The organism is Clostridium saccharobutylicum DSM 13864, assembly GCF_000473995.1.
In the GTDB taxonomy this organism is placed as follows: Bacteria; Bacillota; Clostridia; order Clostridiales; family Clostridiaceae; genus Clostridium; species Clostridium saccharobutylicum.
Genome location: NC_022571.1, coordinates 4,854,595 through 4,868,145, shown reverse-complemented (window position 1 = coordinate 4,868,145; position 13,551 = coordinate 4,854,595). Strand labels below are relative to the sequence as shown.

Annotated in this window: 11 protein-coding genes; 10 read left to right on the top strand and 1 reads right to left on the bottom strand. The window is 27.3% G+C overall.

Annotated elements, in window-relative coordinates:
• Positions 1-16: 16 nt before the first annotated feature.
• Complete coding sequence (locus CLSA_RS20845) at positions 17-769, top strand: tRNA1(Val) (adenine(37)-N6)-methyltransferase (protein ID WP_022750574.1); 753 nt, start codon at positions 17-19, stop codon at positions 767-769.
• 1 nt (position 770) lies between these two features.
• Complete coding sequence (gene rsmI / locus CLSA_RS20840) at positions 771-1,616, top strand: 16S rRNA (cytidine(1402)-2'-O)-methyltransferase (protein WP_022750570.1); 846 nt, start codon at positions 771-773, stop codon at positions 1,614-1,616.
• A gap of 193 nt (positions 1,617-1,809) precedes the next feature.
• On the opposite strand, the gene CLSA_RS20835 is transcribed toward rsmI, so the two are convergent.
• On the bottom strand, positions 1,810-2,055 hold the full coding sequence (locus CLSA_RS20835) for an AbrB/MazE/SpoVT family DNA-binding domain-containing protein (protein ID WP_022750567.1): 246 nt from the start codon (positions 2,053-2,055) through the stop codon (positions 1,810-1,812).
• A gap of 553 nt (positions 2,056-2,608) precedes the next feature.
• On the opposite strand from CLSA_RS20835, the gene CLSA_RS20830 reads away from it, so the two are divergent.
• The 8 genes from CLSA_RS20830 (at position 2,609) to dltB (ending at position 13,545) form a co-directional block, all read left to right on the top strand.
• A complete protein-coding gene (locus CLSA_RS20830; protein WP_022750565.1) occupies positions 2,609-3,199 on the top strand; it encodes a DUF1836 domain-containing protein in 591 nt (196 codons plus the stop codon).
• Between the two features lie 317 nt (positions 3,200-3,516).
• The gene (locus CLSA_RS20825) at positions 3,517-5,814 is read left to right on the top strand and encodes an ATP-dependent DNA helicase (RefSeq protein ID WP_022750562.1); all 2,298 of its coding nucleotides are present in this window, start codon (positions 3,517-3,519) and stop codon (positions 5,812-5,814) included.
• Between the two features lie 196 nt (positions 5,815-6,010).
• Positions 6,011-7,192, top strand: coding sequence for a DegT/DnrJ/EryC1/StrS family aminotransferase (locus tag CLSA_RS20820; RefSeq protein ID WP_022750557.1), 1,182 nt, complete (start codon positions 6,011-6,013; stop codon positions 7,190-7,192).
• A gap of 75 nt (positions 7,193-7,267) precedes the next feature.
• Positions 7,268-7,846, top strand: coding sequence for an acyltransferase (locus CLSA_RS20815; RefSeq protein WP_022750554.1), 579 nt, complete (start codon positions 7,268-7,270; stop codon positions 7,844-7,846).
• A gap of 92 nt (positions 7,847-7,938) precedes the next feature.
• Positions 7,939-9,255: a nucleotide sugar dehydrogenase gene (locus CLSA_RS20810; protein ID WP_022750551.1), complete on the top strand. Its 1,317-nt coding sequence runs from the start codon at positions 7,939-7,941 to the stop codon at positions 9,253-9,255.
• 324 nt (positions 9,256-9,579) lie between these two features.
• Positions 9,580-10,764 carry a D-alanyl-lipoteichoic acid biosynthesis protein DltD gene (gene dltD, locus CLSA_RS20805; protein ID WP_022750547.1) on the top strand — a complete coding sequence of 395 codons (1,185 nt, stop codon included), beginning with the start codon at positions 9,580-9,582 and terminating at the stop codon, positions 10,762-10,764.
• 127 nt (positions 10,765-10,891) lie between these two features.
• On the top strand, positions 10,892-12,403 hold the full coding sequence (dltA, locus tag CLSA_RS20800) for a D-alanine--poly(phosphoribitol) ligase subunit DltA (RefSeq protein ID WP_022750541.1): 1,512 nt from the start codon (positions 10,892-10,894) through the stop codon (positions 12,401-12,403).
• Positions 12,400-13,545 (top strand): D-alanyl-lipoteichoic acid biosynthesis protein DltB, encoded by a 1,146-nt coding sequence (gene dltB / locus CLSA_RS20795; RefSeq protein WP_022750537.1) that lies wholly within the window; start codon positions 12,400-12,402, stop codon positions 13,543-13,545. Before dltA ends, dltB begins: the two co-directional genes overlap by 4 nt.
• Positions 13,546-13,551: the final 6 nt, after the last annotated feature.

Below are 13,551 nucleotides of genomic sequence, written 5' to 3'. Positions count from 1 at the left end.
ATAAAGGATGAGTAACATGAATGATTATAAATCTAAATATATAAATGACGATGAAACAATAGATGATTTGCAATTAAAAGGATTGAATTTAATTCAAAAAAAAGATGGATTTAAATTTGGAGTAGATGCAGTCTTGTTATCAGATTTCGCTTCTATTAAAAAAAAGCATAGGGTAATTGATTTATGTACTGGAACAGGAATAATTCCATTTTTAATATATGGAAAATATTCGCCTGAAACTATATATGGATTAGAAATTCAAGATGATATGGTAGAAATGGCAAAAAGAAGCGCGATGTTAAATTCGTTAAATGAAAAAATATTTTTTGTTAATGAAGATCTTAAAAACGTTGAAGCATTAAAAAAACTTGAAAGATTTGATGTTGTTACTGTAAATCCTCCATATAAGTTGAATAATGCGGGAATTGTAAATCCATCAGATAAGCTTGCAATAGCACGACATGAGGTATTATGTAATTTAGAAGATGTAATTTCAGCATCAAGAATATTGTTAAAAGATAATGGCAGAATGTTTATTGTACATAGACCAGAGAGATTAGCAGATATATTTACGTTGATGAGAAAGTATAAAATAGAACCTAAAAGAGTGAAAATGGTTCATCCTAAGATAGGTAAAGCTCCTAATATAGTTCTTGTTGAAGGTCAGAGAGATGGTGGAGCATATTTGAAATGGGAATCACCTCTATATGTTTATGATGAAGATGGAAAATATACTGAAGAAATAAATTTGATATATGGGAGGGCATAACATGGAGAATGGTAAGTTGTATTTAGTACCAACACCTATTGGAAATTTAAAAGATATTACTTTAAGAGCATTAGAAACATTAAAAGAAGCTGATGTTATAGCAGCAGAAGATACGAGACAAACGTTGAAATTATTAAATCATTTTGAAATTAAAAAGCCATTATTGAGCTATCATAAATTTAATGAACAAAATAAAAGTGATAAAATTATAGAATTACTTATGGAAGGAAAAAATGTTGCATTGGTATCTGATGCTGGAACACCAGGGATATCAGATCCAGGAAGTGTAATTGTTGAAAGATGTATAGAAAAAATGATAGATTTTGAAGTGCTTCCAGGTGCAACTGCTATAACTACAGCATTGGTGTATTCCGGATTGGATACAACAAAGTTTTTGTTTAGAGGATTTTTGCCAAGGGAAAACAAAGATCGCAGAATTATAACAAATGATTTATTAAAAAGTCAAGAAACTATTATATTTTATGAAGCACCACATAGATTATTAGATACTCTGACATATTTGCTAGATACATTTGGCAATAGAAGAATTGCTGTGTGTAGAGAATTAACTAAAGTGTATCAAGAGATATATAGAGGCACTTTAAGTGAAGCAGTGAACTACTTTGTGGAAAATAAACCTAGAGGAGAATTTGTACTTGTCCTAGAGGGAAAAAGATTAGAAGAAATAAAAGAAGAAAAGAGAGAAACCTGGGCTAACTTATCTATTGAAGAACATATATTAAAATATATGAATGATGGAATAAATAAGAAAGAAGCTATAAAGCTTGTTGCTAAGGAAAGAGAATTGCCTAAAAATGAAGTATATAAATTTTCAACTAATATATAATTAATAAACATAATACGTTTGATAATATAAGAACAAAATTAAGGTTATCTAAAAATAATTATTTAAACTTAATCATAATTATAACCTAATACTTTTATACTGATTGAAAATCAGCAAGTTTTAGCTTAATATAATTAATGTTTTAAAATCATTTTTTAGATAACCTTTTAAAAAAAGAACAACAAGTTAAATATTATCTGCCTTGTTTAATTTCATCTAAACATTTAGTACAAATATTTTTACCTTTATAGTTTATTACGTCTCTAGCATCTCCGCAGAAGATACAAGCTGGTTCATATTTCTTTAATATGATTTGTTCTCCGTCTACATAAATTTCTAAAGCGTCTTTTTCCGCAATATCTAAAGTTCTTCTAAGTTCTATTGGAATAACAATTCTTCCTAACTCGTCTACTCTTCTAACTACACCTGTTGATTTCATAAAAAATTCCTCCTAATTACACAATTCGACATTCTACTCTACCATATTACCAAGTATGTAATATAAAGTCAATAAGTATTTCAATTTCTTCATAAGAAATTACAAAATTCAACCTTAATAAACATCTTACATAAAATATACTACCATATTTTAGAAAAGTCAATACCATTTTTTTCAATAAATGGTATTTAAATTTGAAGATTAAATTATCTGGAATGGCGTGTACACAATTATTAATTGAGATTTAAATAAGATTTGTTTTAACAAATTGATTTATATAAAAAATTTACAAATCCAAGAATAGAAGTAATTTGAGTATTCTTTAGGCAGAAAAACAGAAACTATAAATAATAATGTCGAGAGATTACATAAATTAGATATTTTTTCTCCAAACATCATTTGAAAGTTATGAACAGTATAATAATAAAAAAATCAAACAATTATAAATATAATATGCAAAATACAAGTTATGCTGTAAAAAGTAAATTGTAATAAGTTTAATAATACTCTATAATGAAGATAGATTTAACATCAGGAAGTGTAGGTGCATACTATGGAAAAAAAGTTTGATTCAGATTATATAAACAAGTTAGCAAAAGAAATGTCTAATTATAGTTCGGTTTCATATGATGATCTACCAAAGTATAATTTGTTTTTATCTCAAGTTATAGACCTTTTGAATGATAAATTTGTTGATGAAAAATTCACTAATAATATAGTTCAAAATTATATTAAAAGCGAAGTTATAACTAAGCCAGAGGATGGTAAAAAAAGAGGATACACTAAAATGCATTTAATACAATTAATATTGCTTAGTTATATGAGGCCAGTTTTAACTACAGAAGAAATTAAAAAAGTTTTTAGTCTTGCTTTTAATGAAATAAACGATAGAAATGATGATATAATATCATGGGAAGAAACATACAAAATTTTTGTACAAATACAAAAAGAAAGTTTAGGCGATTATTTAATTACATCTATGACAAATGAAGAAAAATTAGAGCAATTAGTAAAAAAGTTTGAACTTAAAGATGAACAGGAAGAAAGAATAAGGGTTTTCTTATTAGTTTTATCACTAATTGCAGAAGCTAGTGTTATAAAAAAGTTAGCTCAAAAAATAGTGAATGAATATATTACGGATTAAGAGTAAATATAGTTAAATCAAATTACTAATTATCATATATTATGAAGCACCTACTTAATTAAGTATTTAAATTTTGAATTACTAATTAAGTAGGTGTTTTATAAATTTAATGATTGATTTTAAACTTTTTAACTACGTAGGCACATTTAAAAAATAACAAGTCCATTTGCCATACTATTTTGCATCATCATGCATTGGCAAATTGATCTAATAGTCCTACTATGAGGACAATTTGCCTCTTCGCCTGGCAAAAAATATTCATGGCAACTTTAGAACTGTTATTTATTTTCGTGTGCCTTATTTTAGTGAGGGATATTATGGATAAAGTTATTATAAAGGAATCTGTAAGAAACTTGGTCGAATTCTGTTTGAAAAAAGGTCATATAGATAATAGATTTTCTGGAAGCGCTAGGGCTGTGGATGGAATAAAAGCTCATCAGAAACTTCAAGCTGACAATGAAAGGATTTATAAGAATTATGAAAAAGAAGTTTACTTAACATATAAATTTGAAATGGAGAAAAGTGTAATAAATATTGAAGGTAGAGCCGATGGTATTATTATAGAAGATAAAATTATTATAGAAGAAATTAAGTCAACTTATAAGAACTTTGCGTATATTGATGATTTAAATGAATTACATTGGGCACAAGCAAAAATATATGCTTTTATGTATGGCAAGCAAAATAAAGTAGAAGAAATTTATATAAGGTTGTCATATGTTCACTTGGAAACCGATGAAGTTAAGAGTTTTGAAAAGAAATTTACAATGTTTGAATTGGAAGAATTCACATTAAAGGTTTTAAAAGAATATGAAAATTTTATTCTTTTTATCAATAAACAAAGGAACATAAGAAATGAATCTATAAAATTAATTAAATTTCCATTTGAAAAATATAGAGAAGGACAAAGAAGGTTAATTAATATATCTTATTGTACTATAAAAGAAGGAGAAAGATTATTTGTGCAAGCTCCAACAGGAATAGGAAAAACTATTTCAACTATATTTCCTTCTGTAAAAGCACTAGGTGAAGAGATTGGAGAGCGGATAATATATTTGACATCGAAAACTATAAATAGAGAAGTTGCTGAAGATGCTTTTAAAAGACTAAGACAAGAAGGATTAAATTTTAAGAGCATAATAATTACAGCTAAAGAAAAGATGTGCTGTAATGATACTTTTGATTGTAATCCGGAAAATTGTAAATATGCAAATGAATATTATAGCAGAATCAGAATTGTAATATTAGATGTTCTTAAGAATGAGGAATGTATTTCCTCGGAAATATTGCAGAAATATGCCGAAAAATACGCAGTATGTCCTTTTGAACTATCTTTAGATTTAAGCATGTACTGTGATGGAATTATATGTGATTATAATTATATTTTTGATCCTAGAGTATCATTAACTAGAATGTTAGAGAGTAATGGAAATATAGTTTTAATTGATGAAGCTCATAATTTGATAGATAGATCGAGAAATATGTATTCTGCAACTTTATGCAAAAGCCAAATATTAAATTGCAAGAAGATAACAAAAGGGAAATTTAACAAGCTTCATTCAGTACTAGGAAAGATTAATAATTACTTCATTGATTTAAGAAATGAGTGCGATGAAAAAGAAGTTGAATGGTTTTATGAAGCAGAGGGACCGAAAGAGTTAAATAAAATATTAAAGCTTTTCTTAAAAGAAAGTGAAGAAATTTTAGTAAGAGGAAGTAAATTTGGGGGATATGAAGAGATATTACAATTATATTTTGATATAAATGCATTCAATGGGACTATGCAATTATATGATAAAAATTATGTGACTTGCATGAAAAAGGAATCGAAGGATTTTCAATTAACATTATTTTGTGTAGATCCATCTAAGAATCTGAAAGAATATCTATCAAAATGTTATTCTGTAATTTTATTTTCAGCTACAATGTCACCAATAAAATATTATATTGATATGCTTGGTGGAGATGAAAAAAGTTATAGATTAAAATTACCATCACCATTTAAAAAAGAAAACTTAAAAGTATATGTAAGCCCTATTAATATTAGATATAATTATAGGAAAAAAACATTGAAATTAGTTGGTGATACTATATGTAGTTTTATAAATAAGAGAGTTGGAAATTATATAATTTTTTCACCTTCGTATGCATATATGGAATTATTATGGGATAAGATGAATCAAAGAAATATAAATAATTATAAATTAATTAAACAAAAACAGGGTATGTCAGAGGAAGAAAAAACAGATTTTCTAGAAAAGTTTAAAAATAACAATAATCTTCTTGTATTTTGTGTTTTAGGAGGAATGTTTTCAGAAGGAATAGATCTTCCAGGGAATCAATTAATAGGAAGTATAATTATAGGTGTTGGATATCCTAAAATTGGCATGGAAAATGAAATAATAAAAGAATTCTATAAAGAAAATGGATATGATTATGCTTATGTGTTTCCAGGAATAAATAAGGTACAGCAAGGAGTTGGAAGAGTTATAAGAACAGAAACTGATACAGGTAGAGTTCTGTTAATTGATGATAGATATATAACTAATAAATATGGAGTGTTGTTACCGAATGAATGGTATCCAATAAATAAGTATTTATGTGACAATATTTGATTTGTTGTTTGTTTTTATATGATTTTATAAAACAAAAAGTTTATTTATTTATCTAATTAAGTATGTTAAAATATTCATGTTAGTCTAATGGAACAAATTACTTTAGGTACATGGACTTGTTATTTTTGTGAATGTGCCTTAAAGAAGATATTTGTTAAATAATATATTATAAAGTAGAGTTAAGGAGCGAGGAAAAATGAATATTCCATTAATTGATTTAAAAGCTCAATATAAGTCTATTGCTGAAGATTTAGATAGAGTAACTAAAGAGGTTCTTTCTTCTGCAGGTTATATCATGGGTAAGAATGTAACTGAATTTGAAAAAGAATTTGCAGAATATGTTGGTGTTAAACATGCAATATCAGTAGGAAATGGAACTGATGCATTAGTTATTGCATTAAAATCTTTAGGTATAGGAGAAGGTGATGAAGTAATAACTACACCATTTACTTTTTTTGCTACAGCAGAGACTATTTCAGCTGTAGGAGCAATACCAGTGTTTGTAGATGTAGAAAAAGACACATTTGATATAGATCCAAGTAAAATAGAAGAAAAGATTACAAGTAAGACAAAAGCTATTGTTCCAGTACATATCTTTGGTCAAAGTGCTAGAATGGATGAAATAAATGAAATAGCTAAAAAACATAACTTAAAAGTGATTGAAGATGCTTGTCAGGCTGTAGGTTCTAAATATAAGGGCAGAAATATAGGGACACTTGGTGACGTGGCTTGTTTCTCATTTTTCCCAACAAAGAACCTTGGATGCGCTGGTGATGGTGGTATGATAGTAACATCGGATGATGATATAGCAACAATAGCAAGAGCTTTGAGAACTCATGGAAGTGGAGAAAATGGTCAAAAAGCTTACAATCTATTAAACAACATAACTGAAGAAGTAGCTACAGTTCAAAATGCAGATGATACAGTATATAATCCATTAAAATATTATAACTATTTAATTGGATATAACACAAGATTAGATGCTATTCAAGCTGCAATTTTAAGAGTGAAATTACCACATTTAGATAGATGGAATGCAAGAAGAAGAGAAATTGCAAAAATATATGATGAAAAATTAAAAGATACAAATTTAGTAACTCCAGTAATAAAAGAAGAAAATGAGCCAGTATATCATATGTATATACTTCAAAGTGAAGATAGGGAAGCTATGTTAAGTAAACTTAAAGAAAAAGGCGTAGCAACAGGTGTATATTATCCTGTTCCATTACATTTACAAAAGGTATATAAGAACCTTGGTTATAAAGAAGGAGATATGCCAGTAGCAGAATATCTTTCACATAGAACTTTCGCAATACCAGTTTATCCAGAATTAACTGATGAACAAGTTGATTATATAGTTGATGCTATTAAGAAATAATTATCTTAATTATTGATAATAGTTATTTAAATTTGTTTAAATAAAATATTTAAATAATACTGAGAGGAATTAATTATGAGTAATAATTATTTTGTACATGAATCTAGTTATGTAGATGATAATGTTAAAATAGGTGAGGGAACGAAAATATGGCACTTTTCCCATGTTATGGGTAACTGTGAGATAGGTGAAAAGTGCAATATAGGGCAGAATGTTGTAATTTCTCCAGGTGTAAAGCTTGGAAAAGGTGTTAAGATACAAAACAATGTATCTGTTTATACAGGTGTTATTTGTGAAGATTATGTGTTTTTAGGACCATCTTGTGTGTTTACGAACGTAGTAAATCCAAGAAGCTTTATAGAAAGAAAAAGTGAGTATAAAGATACTATAATTGGTAAGGGAGCATCTATAGGTGCTAATGTAACAATTGTTTGTGGTCATAATATTGGAAAGTATGCATTAGTAGGTGCAGGAGCAGTAGTTACAAAACACATACCAGATTATGCTTTAGTTGTTGGAAATCCAGCTAGGATAAGTGGATATGTGTGCAAGTGTGGAGAAAAATTAGCATTTAAAGATGGGAATGCAAAATGCAGTGCTTGTGGAGAAAAATACACTAAAAATGAAGAAAAAGTGGAATGTATAGAAAGCTAAATAACTTTAAATTATAGTTAATAATAATAATTAAATATTAGTACACAAAATTTTAATGAAAATTATAGATTATACGATTACGGAGGTATAAGATGTCAGTATTAAAGCAACAATTATTAGATAAAATAAATAATAAAACTGCAAAAGTTGGTGTAGTTGGACTTGGATATGTTGGATTACCATTAGCGGTTGAAAAGGCTAGAGCTGGATATCAAACTATTGGTTTTGATGTTCAAGAACAAAAGGTTAGCATGGTTAACAAGGGCGAAAACTATATTGGTGATGTAGTTGATGAGCAATTAAAGAAATTAGTTGAATCGGGAACTTTAAGAGCTACTACAGATTTTAGTTTTGTTAAAGATGTAGATACAATTTGTATTTGCGTACCTACTCCATTAGATTTATATAAGCAACCAGATTTATCATATGTTGTAGACTCAACTAAGAGTGTTGCACAATATTTACACAAAGGAATGCTTGTAGTTCTTGAAAGTACTACATATCCAGGAACAACAGAAGAAGTTCTTAAGCCAATTCTAGAAGAAAGTGGTTTAAAATGTGGAGAAGACTTTTTCTTAGCATTTTCACCAGAAAGAGTTGATCCAGGTAATAAAGACTTTAACACTAAGAATACTCCAAAAGTTGTTGGTGGATGTAGTGAAGATTGTACAGAAGTAGCAGCAGCGCTATATAGAAACATTTTAGAAGGAGATATACATACAGTATCATCACCAGCTGTAGCTGAAATGGAAAAAATATTAGAAAATACTTTTAGAAATATAAATATAGGATTAGCAAATGAAATGGCTATCTTATGTAATAGAATGGGAATTGATGTATGGGAAGTTATAGATGCAGCTAAAACTAAGCCATATGGATTTATGCCATTTTACCCAGGTCCAGGTTTAGGGGGACATTGTATTCCACTTGATCCTTTCTATTTAGAATGGAAAGCAAAAGAATATGATTATCATACAAGACTAATAGAAACATCAGGAGAAATAAATGATTCAATGCCTGAATTTGTATTAGATAATGTAATGAAGATATTAAATAAGAATAAGAAAGCATTAAATGGAGCAAAAGTTCTTGTAATGGGAGTTGCTTATAAGAATGATATTGATGACTATAGAGAATCACCAGCATTCAAAGTAATTGAATTACTTGAAAAGAATGGTGCAGATCTTAAAGTAAATGACCCTTATTGTCCAGTATCTAAATATAAAGGAAATGTTTATCACTCAGTTGATTGGACAGAAGTTATTGAAGATTCAGATATAGTAATTATAACAACTAATCATAGCTGCTATGATTATGAAGAAGTTGTAGCTAAGGCTAAAGCGGTATATGATACTAGAAATGCAACTAAGAATGTAGTTAACAATAGAGAAAAAATTTATAAGTTATAAAATAAATAATATTTAATTATTAATTCTAATTTAGCATATTAAAAAATGTTATTCATTTTCATGTGATTAATAAAACATAGTCAGTAAATTGTAAATTTGCTGATTATGTTTTTGTATATGAAAATATAGTTTTCGTTATTTTTAAAATGAATACAAATCATAAAATTATATTAAATTTTTAATTACAGAAGTTTATAACCTTGACAGAGTTAATAATGAATAATATTATATCTATGGGTTTGGTTGTATTTTCATCCTTATATGTAAAAACTTAAAATACAATGTGAAAATATGACAAATACTTGAAAAAGAGGTTGCTACATAATGAAAAAAATACTTAGTTTTTTAATACCAATAGTAATTGCAATCTTTGTGACAATTACAACTAGTGAATTATTAGATAAAAAGTTATCAGTTTTAATTCAACAAAAAGATGTTTCTCAAATGGGAAAAAAGTTTTCTGATGTAGTTAAGGATCAAAGTGTTATAACAAAAAATATATTGTCAAGCAATGGCGATTTATTTATGTTAGGATCATCTGAAATGGGGGTTGATGTTCCACAGAATGCATTGGAACTCTTCCCGGTTAATGGTTCTGGATATGCGGTAAGCTGTTTTGGACGAGCATATTCACAGGATTTGCAACAAGCAGCTTATTTAGGAGCAGGAAACCTACAGGATAATCAGAAAGTAGCATATATATTATCTCTTCAATGGTTTGAAGATGCTGATGGAATACAGCCTTATAACTTTGCAGTTAATTTTTCGGATGTACAGTTTTACTCATTTTTAGAAAATCCTAAGATAAGTGAAGAAAATAAGAAATATTATGCAGGAAGAGTATATGGATTTTTAACAAAAGCCAAAAAATATCCAGCAGAAGCTTTGTATGCAAAGTTATATCTAAATGAAAATAATTTTGATAAGGGAATAAAGCTACTACTTGAGCCTTATTATAAAACTAAACAATATTTATTAAAGATTAAGGATAAGGCGCTAATATATAAAAAATTGAGCAAACTACCAGATAAAACTGATAAGAAACCTAATTATATTAATTGGGAAAATGAACATTCACGAATCAATAAACAAAACGAGAATGTAACATATAATAATGAATTTCATTTAAATGATAAATATTATAATTCTCAAATTAAAGATAAAGTTGGTCAATTTAAGGATCAATCTGTGTCAGAAGATTTAATGAATTCTAAGGAAATGAACGATTATAAATTTTTCTTAAGTGTTTGTAATGAGCTTAATATAAAACCATATATTATTTTACCACCAGTTAATGGATGGTACTACGATTATGTTGGACTTAGTAAGGAAAAAAGAGATGAGTATTATAAAACTGTAGAAAAAATGGCAGAAGATAATGGTTTTGAAGTTTTGAACTTACATCAATATGACTACAAAGAAGGATTTTTAGTAGATGCTAAACACTTAGGTAAAGAAGGATGGTTGAAAGTAAGTGAAGAAATTTATAAGCATTTTGACAAAAAGTAAGGATTTGAACAGAGGAATAATATTAACAATAGTATTAGTAGCCGCATTGCTAGTTTATTTCTTTTATTCATCATCTGATTTGCCATTTGTATATAGTCAATTTTAATAGTATTAGAGGTATGGAATCATGAAGATATTAGATAGCATTGAGAAGTTTGCAAAAACAGAAAGAGCAGCAGTTAAATGTCTAGGAAATGAATTAACATATAAAGAATTGAACGAAAACTCTGATAAAATAGCAAAATATTTATTGGAAGAATTTAAAAGTGACAGAACGCCAATAATTATTTATGGAAATAAAGAAAATGAAATTTTGCCGATAATGATCGGTGCATTAAAATCGGGAAGAGCATATGTACCATTAGATATAACATTTCCAGAAGAAAGAGTTAACCAAATAATTAAAGAAATCAATCCTAAAGTTATATTTAATTTTACGCAGAATAATTTAAAAACACATGATGCATTAGAAATAAATTTAGACCAATTGAAAGATATATTGAAATGTGAAATATCAAATTTATCTAGAGATACTTGGGTAAAAGATGATGATAATTGCTATATATTATTTACTTCAGGAAGTACAGGAAAACCTAAAGGAGTACAAATAAGCAAGAAAAATATTGATTCATTTACACAATGGTTTGAAAAGTATCTTAATTTTGATGAAAGTCCAAACACAATATTAAATCAAATATCATATTCATTTGATGTATCAGTAATTCCTATATATATAGGATTAGGTAATGGAAAAACATTATTTAGTTTAAATAAAGATACTTTAGAGGATTTGAAAGAATTATTTAATCAGCTAATTAATTCACATATTGATTGTTGGGTTTCAACTCCAGCTTTAGCTGAAATGTGTAGTAAGTTTGATGATTTTAATGATGAAAAAATTAGCGATTTAACAAGCTTTGTATTTGCAGGAGAAGTGCTAACTAAAAAATTAATTGGTGAATTAACAAAAAGATTTTCAAAGGCTAGGATTATAAATGGGTATGGTCCTACAGAAGCAACAGTTTTAATTTCAGCAATTGATATAAATAAACAAATGATAGAATCGGAAAAATCTATTCCAATAGGATATCCAATTGAAAATTGTGAATTGAGTATAATAGATAAAAATGGTAACAAAGTTAAAGATGGAGAGAAGGGTGAACTTATTGTCATAGGGGATAGTGTAAGTAAGGGATATTTAAACAATCCAGAAATGACTAATAAGGCTTTCTTTAAATCGGCAGATGGTAAGCAGGGATATAAAACTGGAGATTTAGCTTATTATGAAGAGGGAATAATATATTATTGTGGAAGAAAAGACTTTCAAATTAAACTAAATGGTTTTAGAATAGAGATTGAAGATATAGAAAACAATCTAAGAAAAGTTAATAATATAAATAATGCAGTAGTATTTCCAGTATTTAATGAAGAACATAAAATTTCTCATTTAACAGCATTTGTAGTTTTGAATGAAGAAAATGAACTGTCAAATTTAAAAAAATCAATTTTAATAAAAAATGAATTAAAAAAATTGATACCATCATATATGATTCCAAGGAATGTGAAAATACTAAAGGAATTTCCACTAAATACAAATGGAAAAATTGATAGAAAAAAACTTATGGAGGCTGTAAAATGATATTAATTCAGTATGGGGATTATTTTTATCTGTATGTATTAATGATCTCGCTAATACCAGCTATCATTTTAGGTATATTAGAAAAACCAATTAAATACTACGGTGCATTTTTATCAGTTCTTATGGTAATTGCCATTATGGGATTTGGTAAGTTATTTCCATTATTTTTAGTTGGACAAATTGTACTAATAAAAGCATATTATGCAATTAGAAAAAAAACCGATAATAAATATATATATTTTTTAGCATTGTTTTGTTCAATGTTGCCTTTGATTATATCAAAGTTAAGTGGTCTAACACAAACTGTTAATTTAGGATTTATAGGTCTTTCATATTTGAATTTTAAAGCTATACAAATGATTATTGAAATTTATGATGGAGCTATAGAGGAAGTAAATATTTTAAAAACATTGTATTTCTTTATATTTTTTCCTACATTATCATCAGGTCCTGTGGATAGATCAAGAAGATTTAATAAAGATTTAGAAGAAAAGATATTAAGAAAAGAATATATAAATAATTATTTAGAAGATGGAATTAAACACATTATTAGAGGAATAGTTTATAAGTTTGTACTTGCAGATCTTATAAATTCTCTATGGATGACTAAAATTCCAACAGATATAACTTTTGTAAATTCTATAAATTATATGTATGCATATAGTTTATACTTATTCTTTGATTTTGCAGGGTATAGTGCTTTTGCTGTAGGGGCCAGTTACATATTAGGAATAAGAACACCAGAAAATTTTAACAAACCATTTTTAAGTAAAAGTATGAAGGAATTTTGGAATAGGTGGCATATATCTTTATCAAGATGGTTTGGAGATTATATATACTCAAGATTTATATTAAATAGTTTAAGAAAAAAGAGATTTAAGAATAGAATCATTGCATCTCATGTAGGTCAAATTTTAACTATGTTTATTATGGGATGTTGGCATGGATTAAAATGGTTTTATATAATTTATGGTCTGTATCAAGGACTAGCATTAGTATTGACAGATATATATGAACGTAGATCAAAATTTTATAAAGCTCATAAAAAAGAGAAGTGGTTTCAGTGCGTTCAAATAGTAGTAACATTTCATATAGCTTGTTTTGGATTACTATTATTTTCAGGATATTTATTTAATAAATAGGAGATG

What these genes read in the sequence shown, in the direction of transcription:
- CLSA_RS20825 (WP_022750562.1), top strand. Translation starts at nt 3,517, where the DNA reads ATGGATAAAGTTATTATAAAGGAATCTGTAAGAAACTTGGTCGAATTC.
- CLSA_RS20815 (WP_022750554.1), top strand. Translation starts at nt 7,268, where the DNA reads ATGAGTAATAATTATTTTGTACATGAATCTAGTTATGTAGATGATAAT.
- CLSA_RS20845 (WP_022750574.1), top strand. Translation starts at nt 17, where the DNA reads ATGAATGATTATAAATCTAAATATATAAATGACGATGAAACAATAGAT.
- CLSA_RS20810 (WP_022750551.1), top strand. Translation starts at nt 7,939, where the DNA reads ATGTCAGTATTAAAGCAACAATTATTAGATAAAATAAATAATAAAACT.
- CLSA_RS20820 (WP_022750557.1), top strand. Translation starts at nt 6,011, where the DNA reads ATGAATATTCCATTAATTGATTTAAAAGCTCAATATAAGTCTATTGCT.
- CLSA_RS20835 (WP_022750567.1), bottom strand. Translation starts at nt 2,055, where the DNA reads ATGAAATCAACAGGTGTAGTTAGAAGAGTAGACGAGTTAGGAAGAATT.
- dltA (WP_022750541.1), top strand. Translation starts at nt 10,892, where the DNA reads ATGAAGATATTAGATAGCATTGAGAAGTTTGCAAAAACAGAAAGAGCA.
- CLSA_RS20830 (WP_022750565.1), top strand. Translation starts at nt 2,609, where the DNA reads ATGGAAAAAAAGTTTGATTCAGATTATATAAACAAGTTAGCAAAAGAA.
- rsmI (WP_022750570.1), top strand. Translation starts at nt 771, where the DNA reads ATGGAGAATGGTAAGTTGTATTTAGTACCAACACCTATTGGAAATTTA.
- dltD (WP_022750547.1), top strand. Translation starts at nt 9,580, where the DNA reads ATGAAAAAAATACTTAGTTTTTTAATACCAATAGTAATTGCAATCTTT.
- dltB (WP_022750537.1), top strand. Translation starts at nt 12,400, where the DNA reads ATGATATTAATTCAGTATGGGGATTATTTTTATCTGTATGTATTAATG.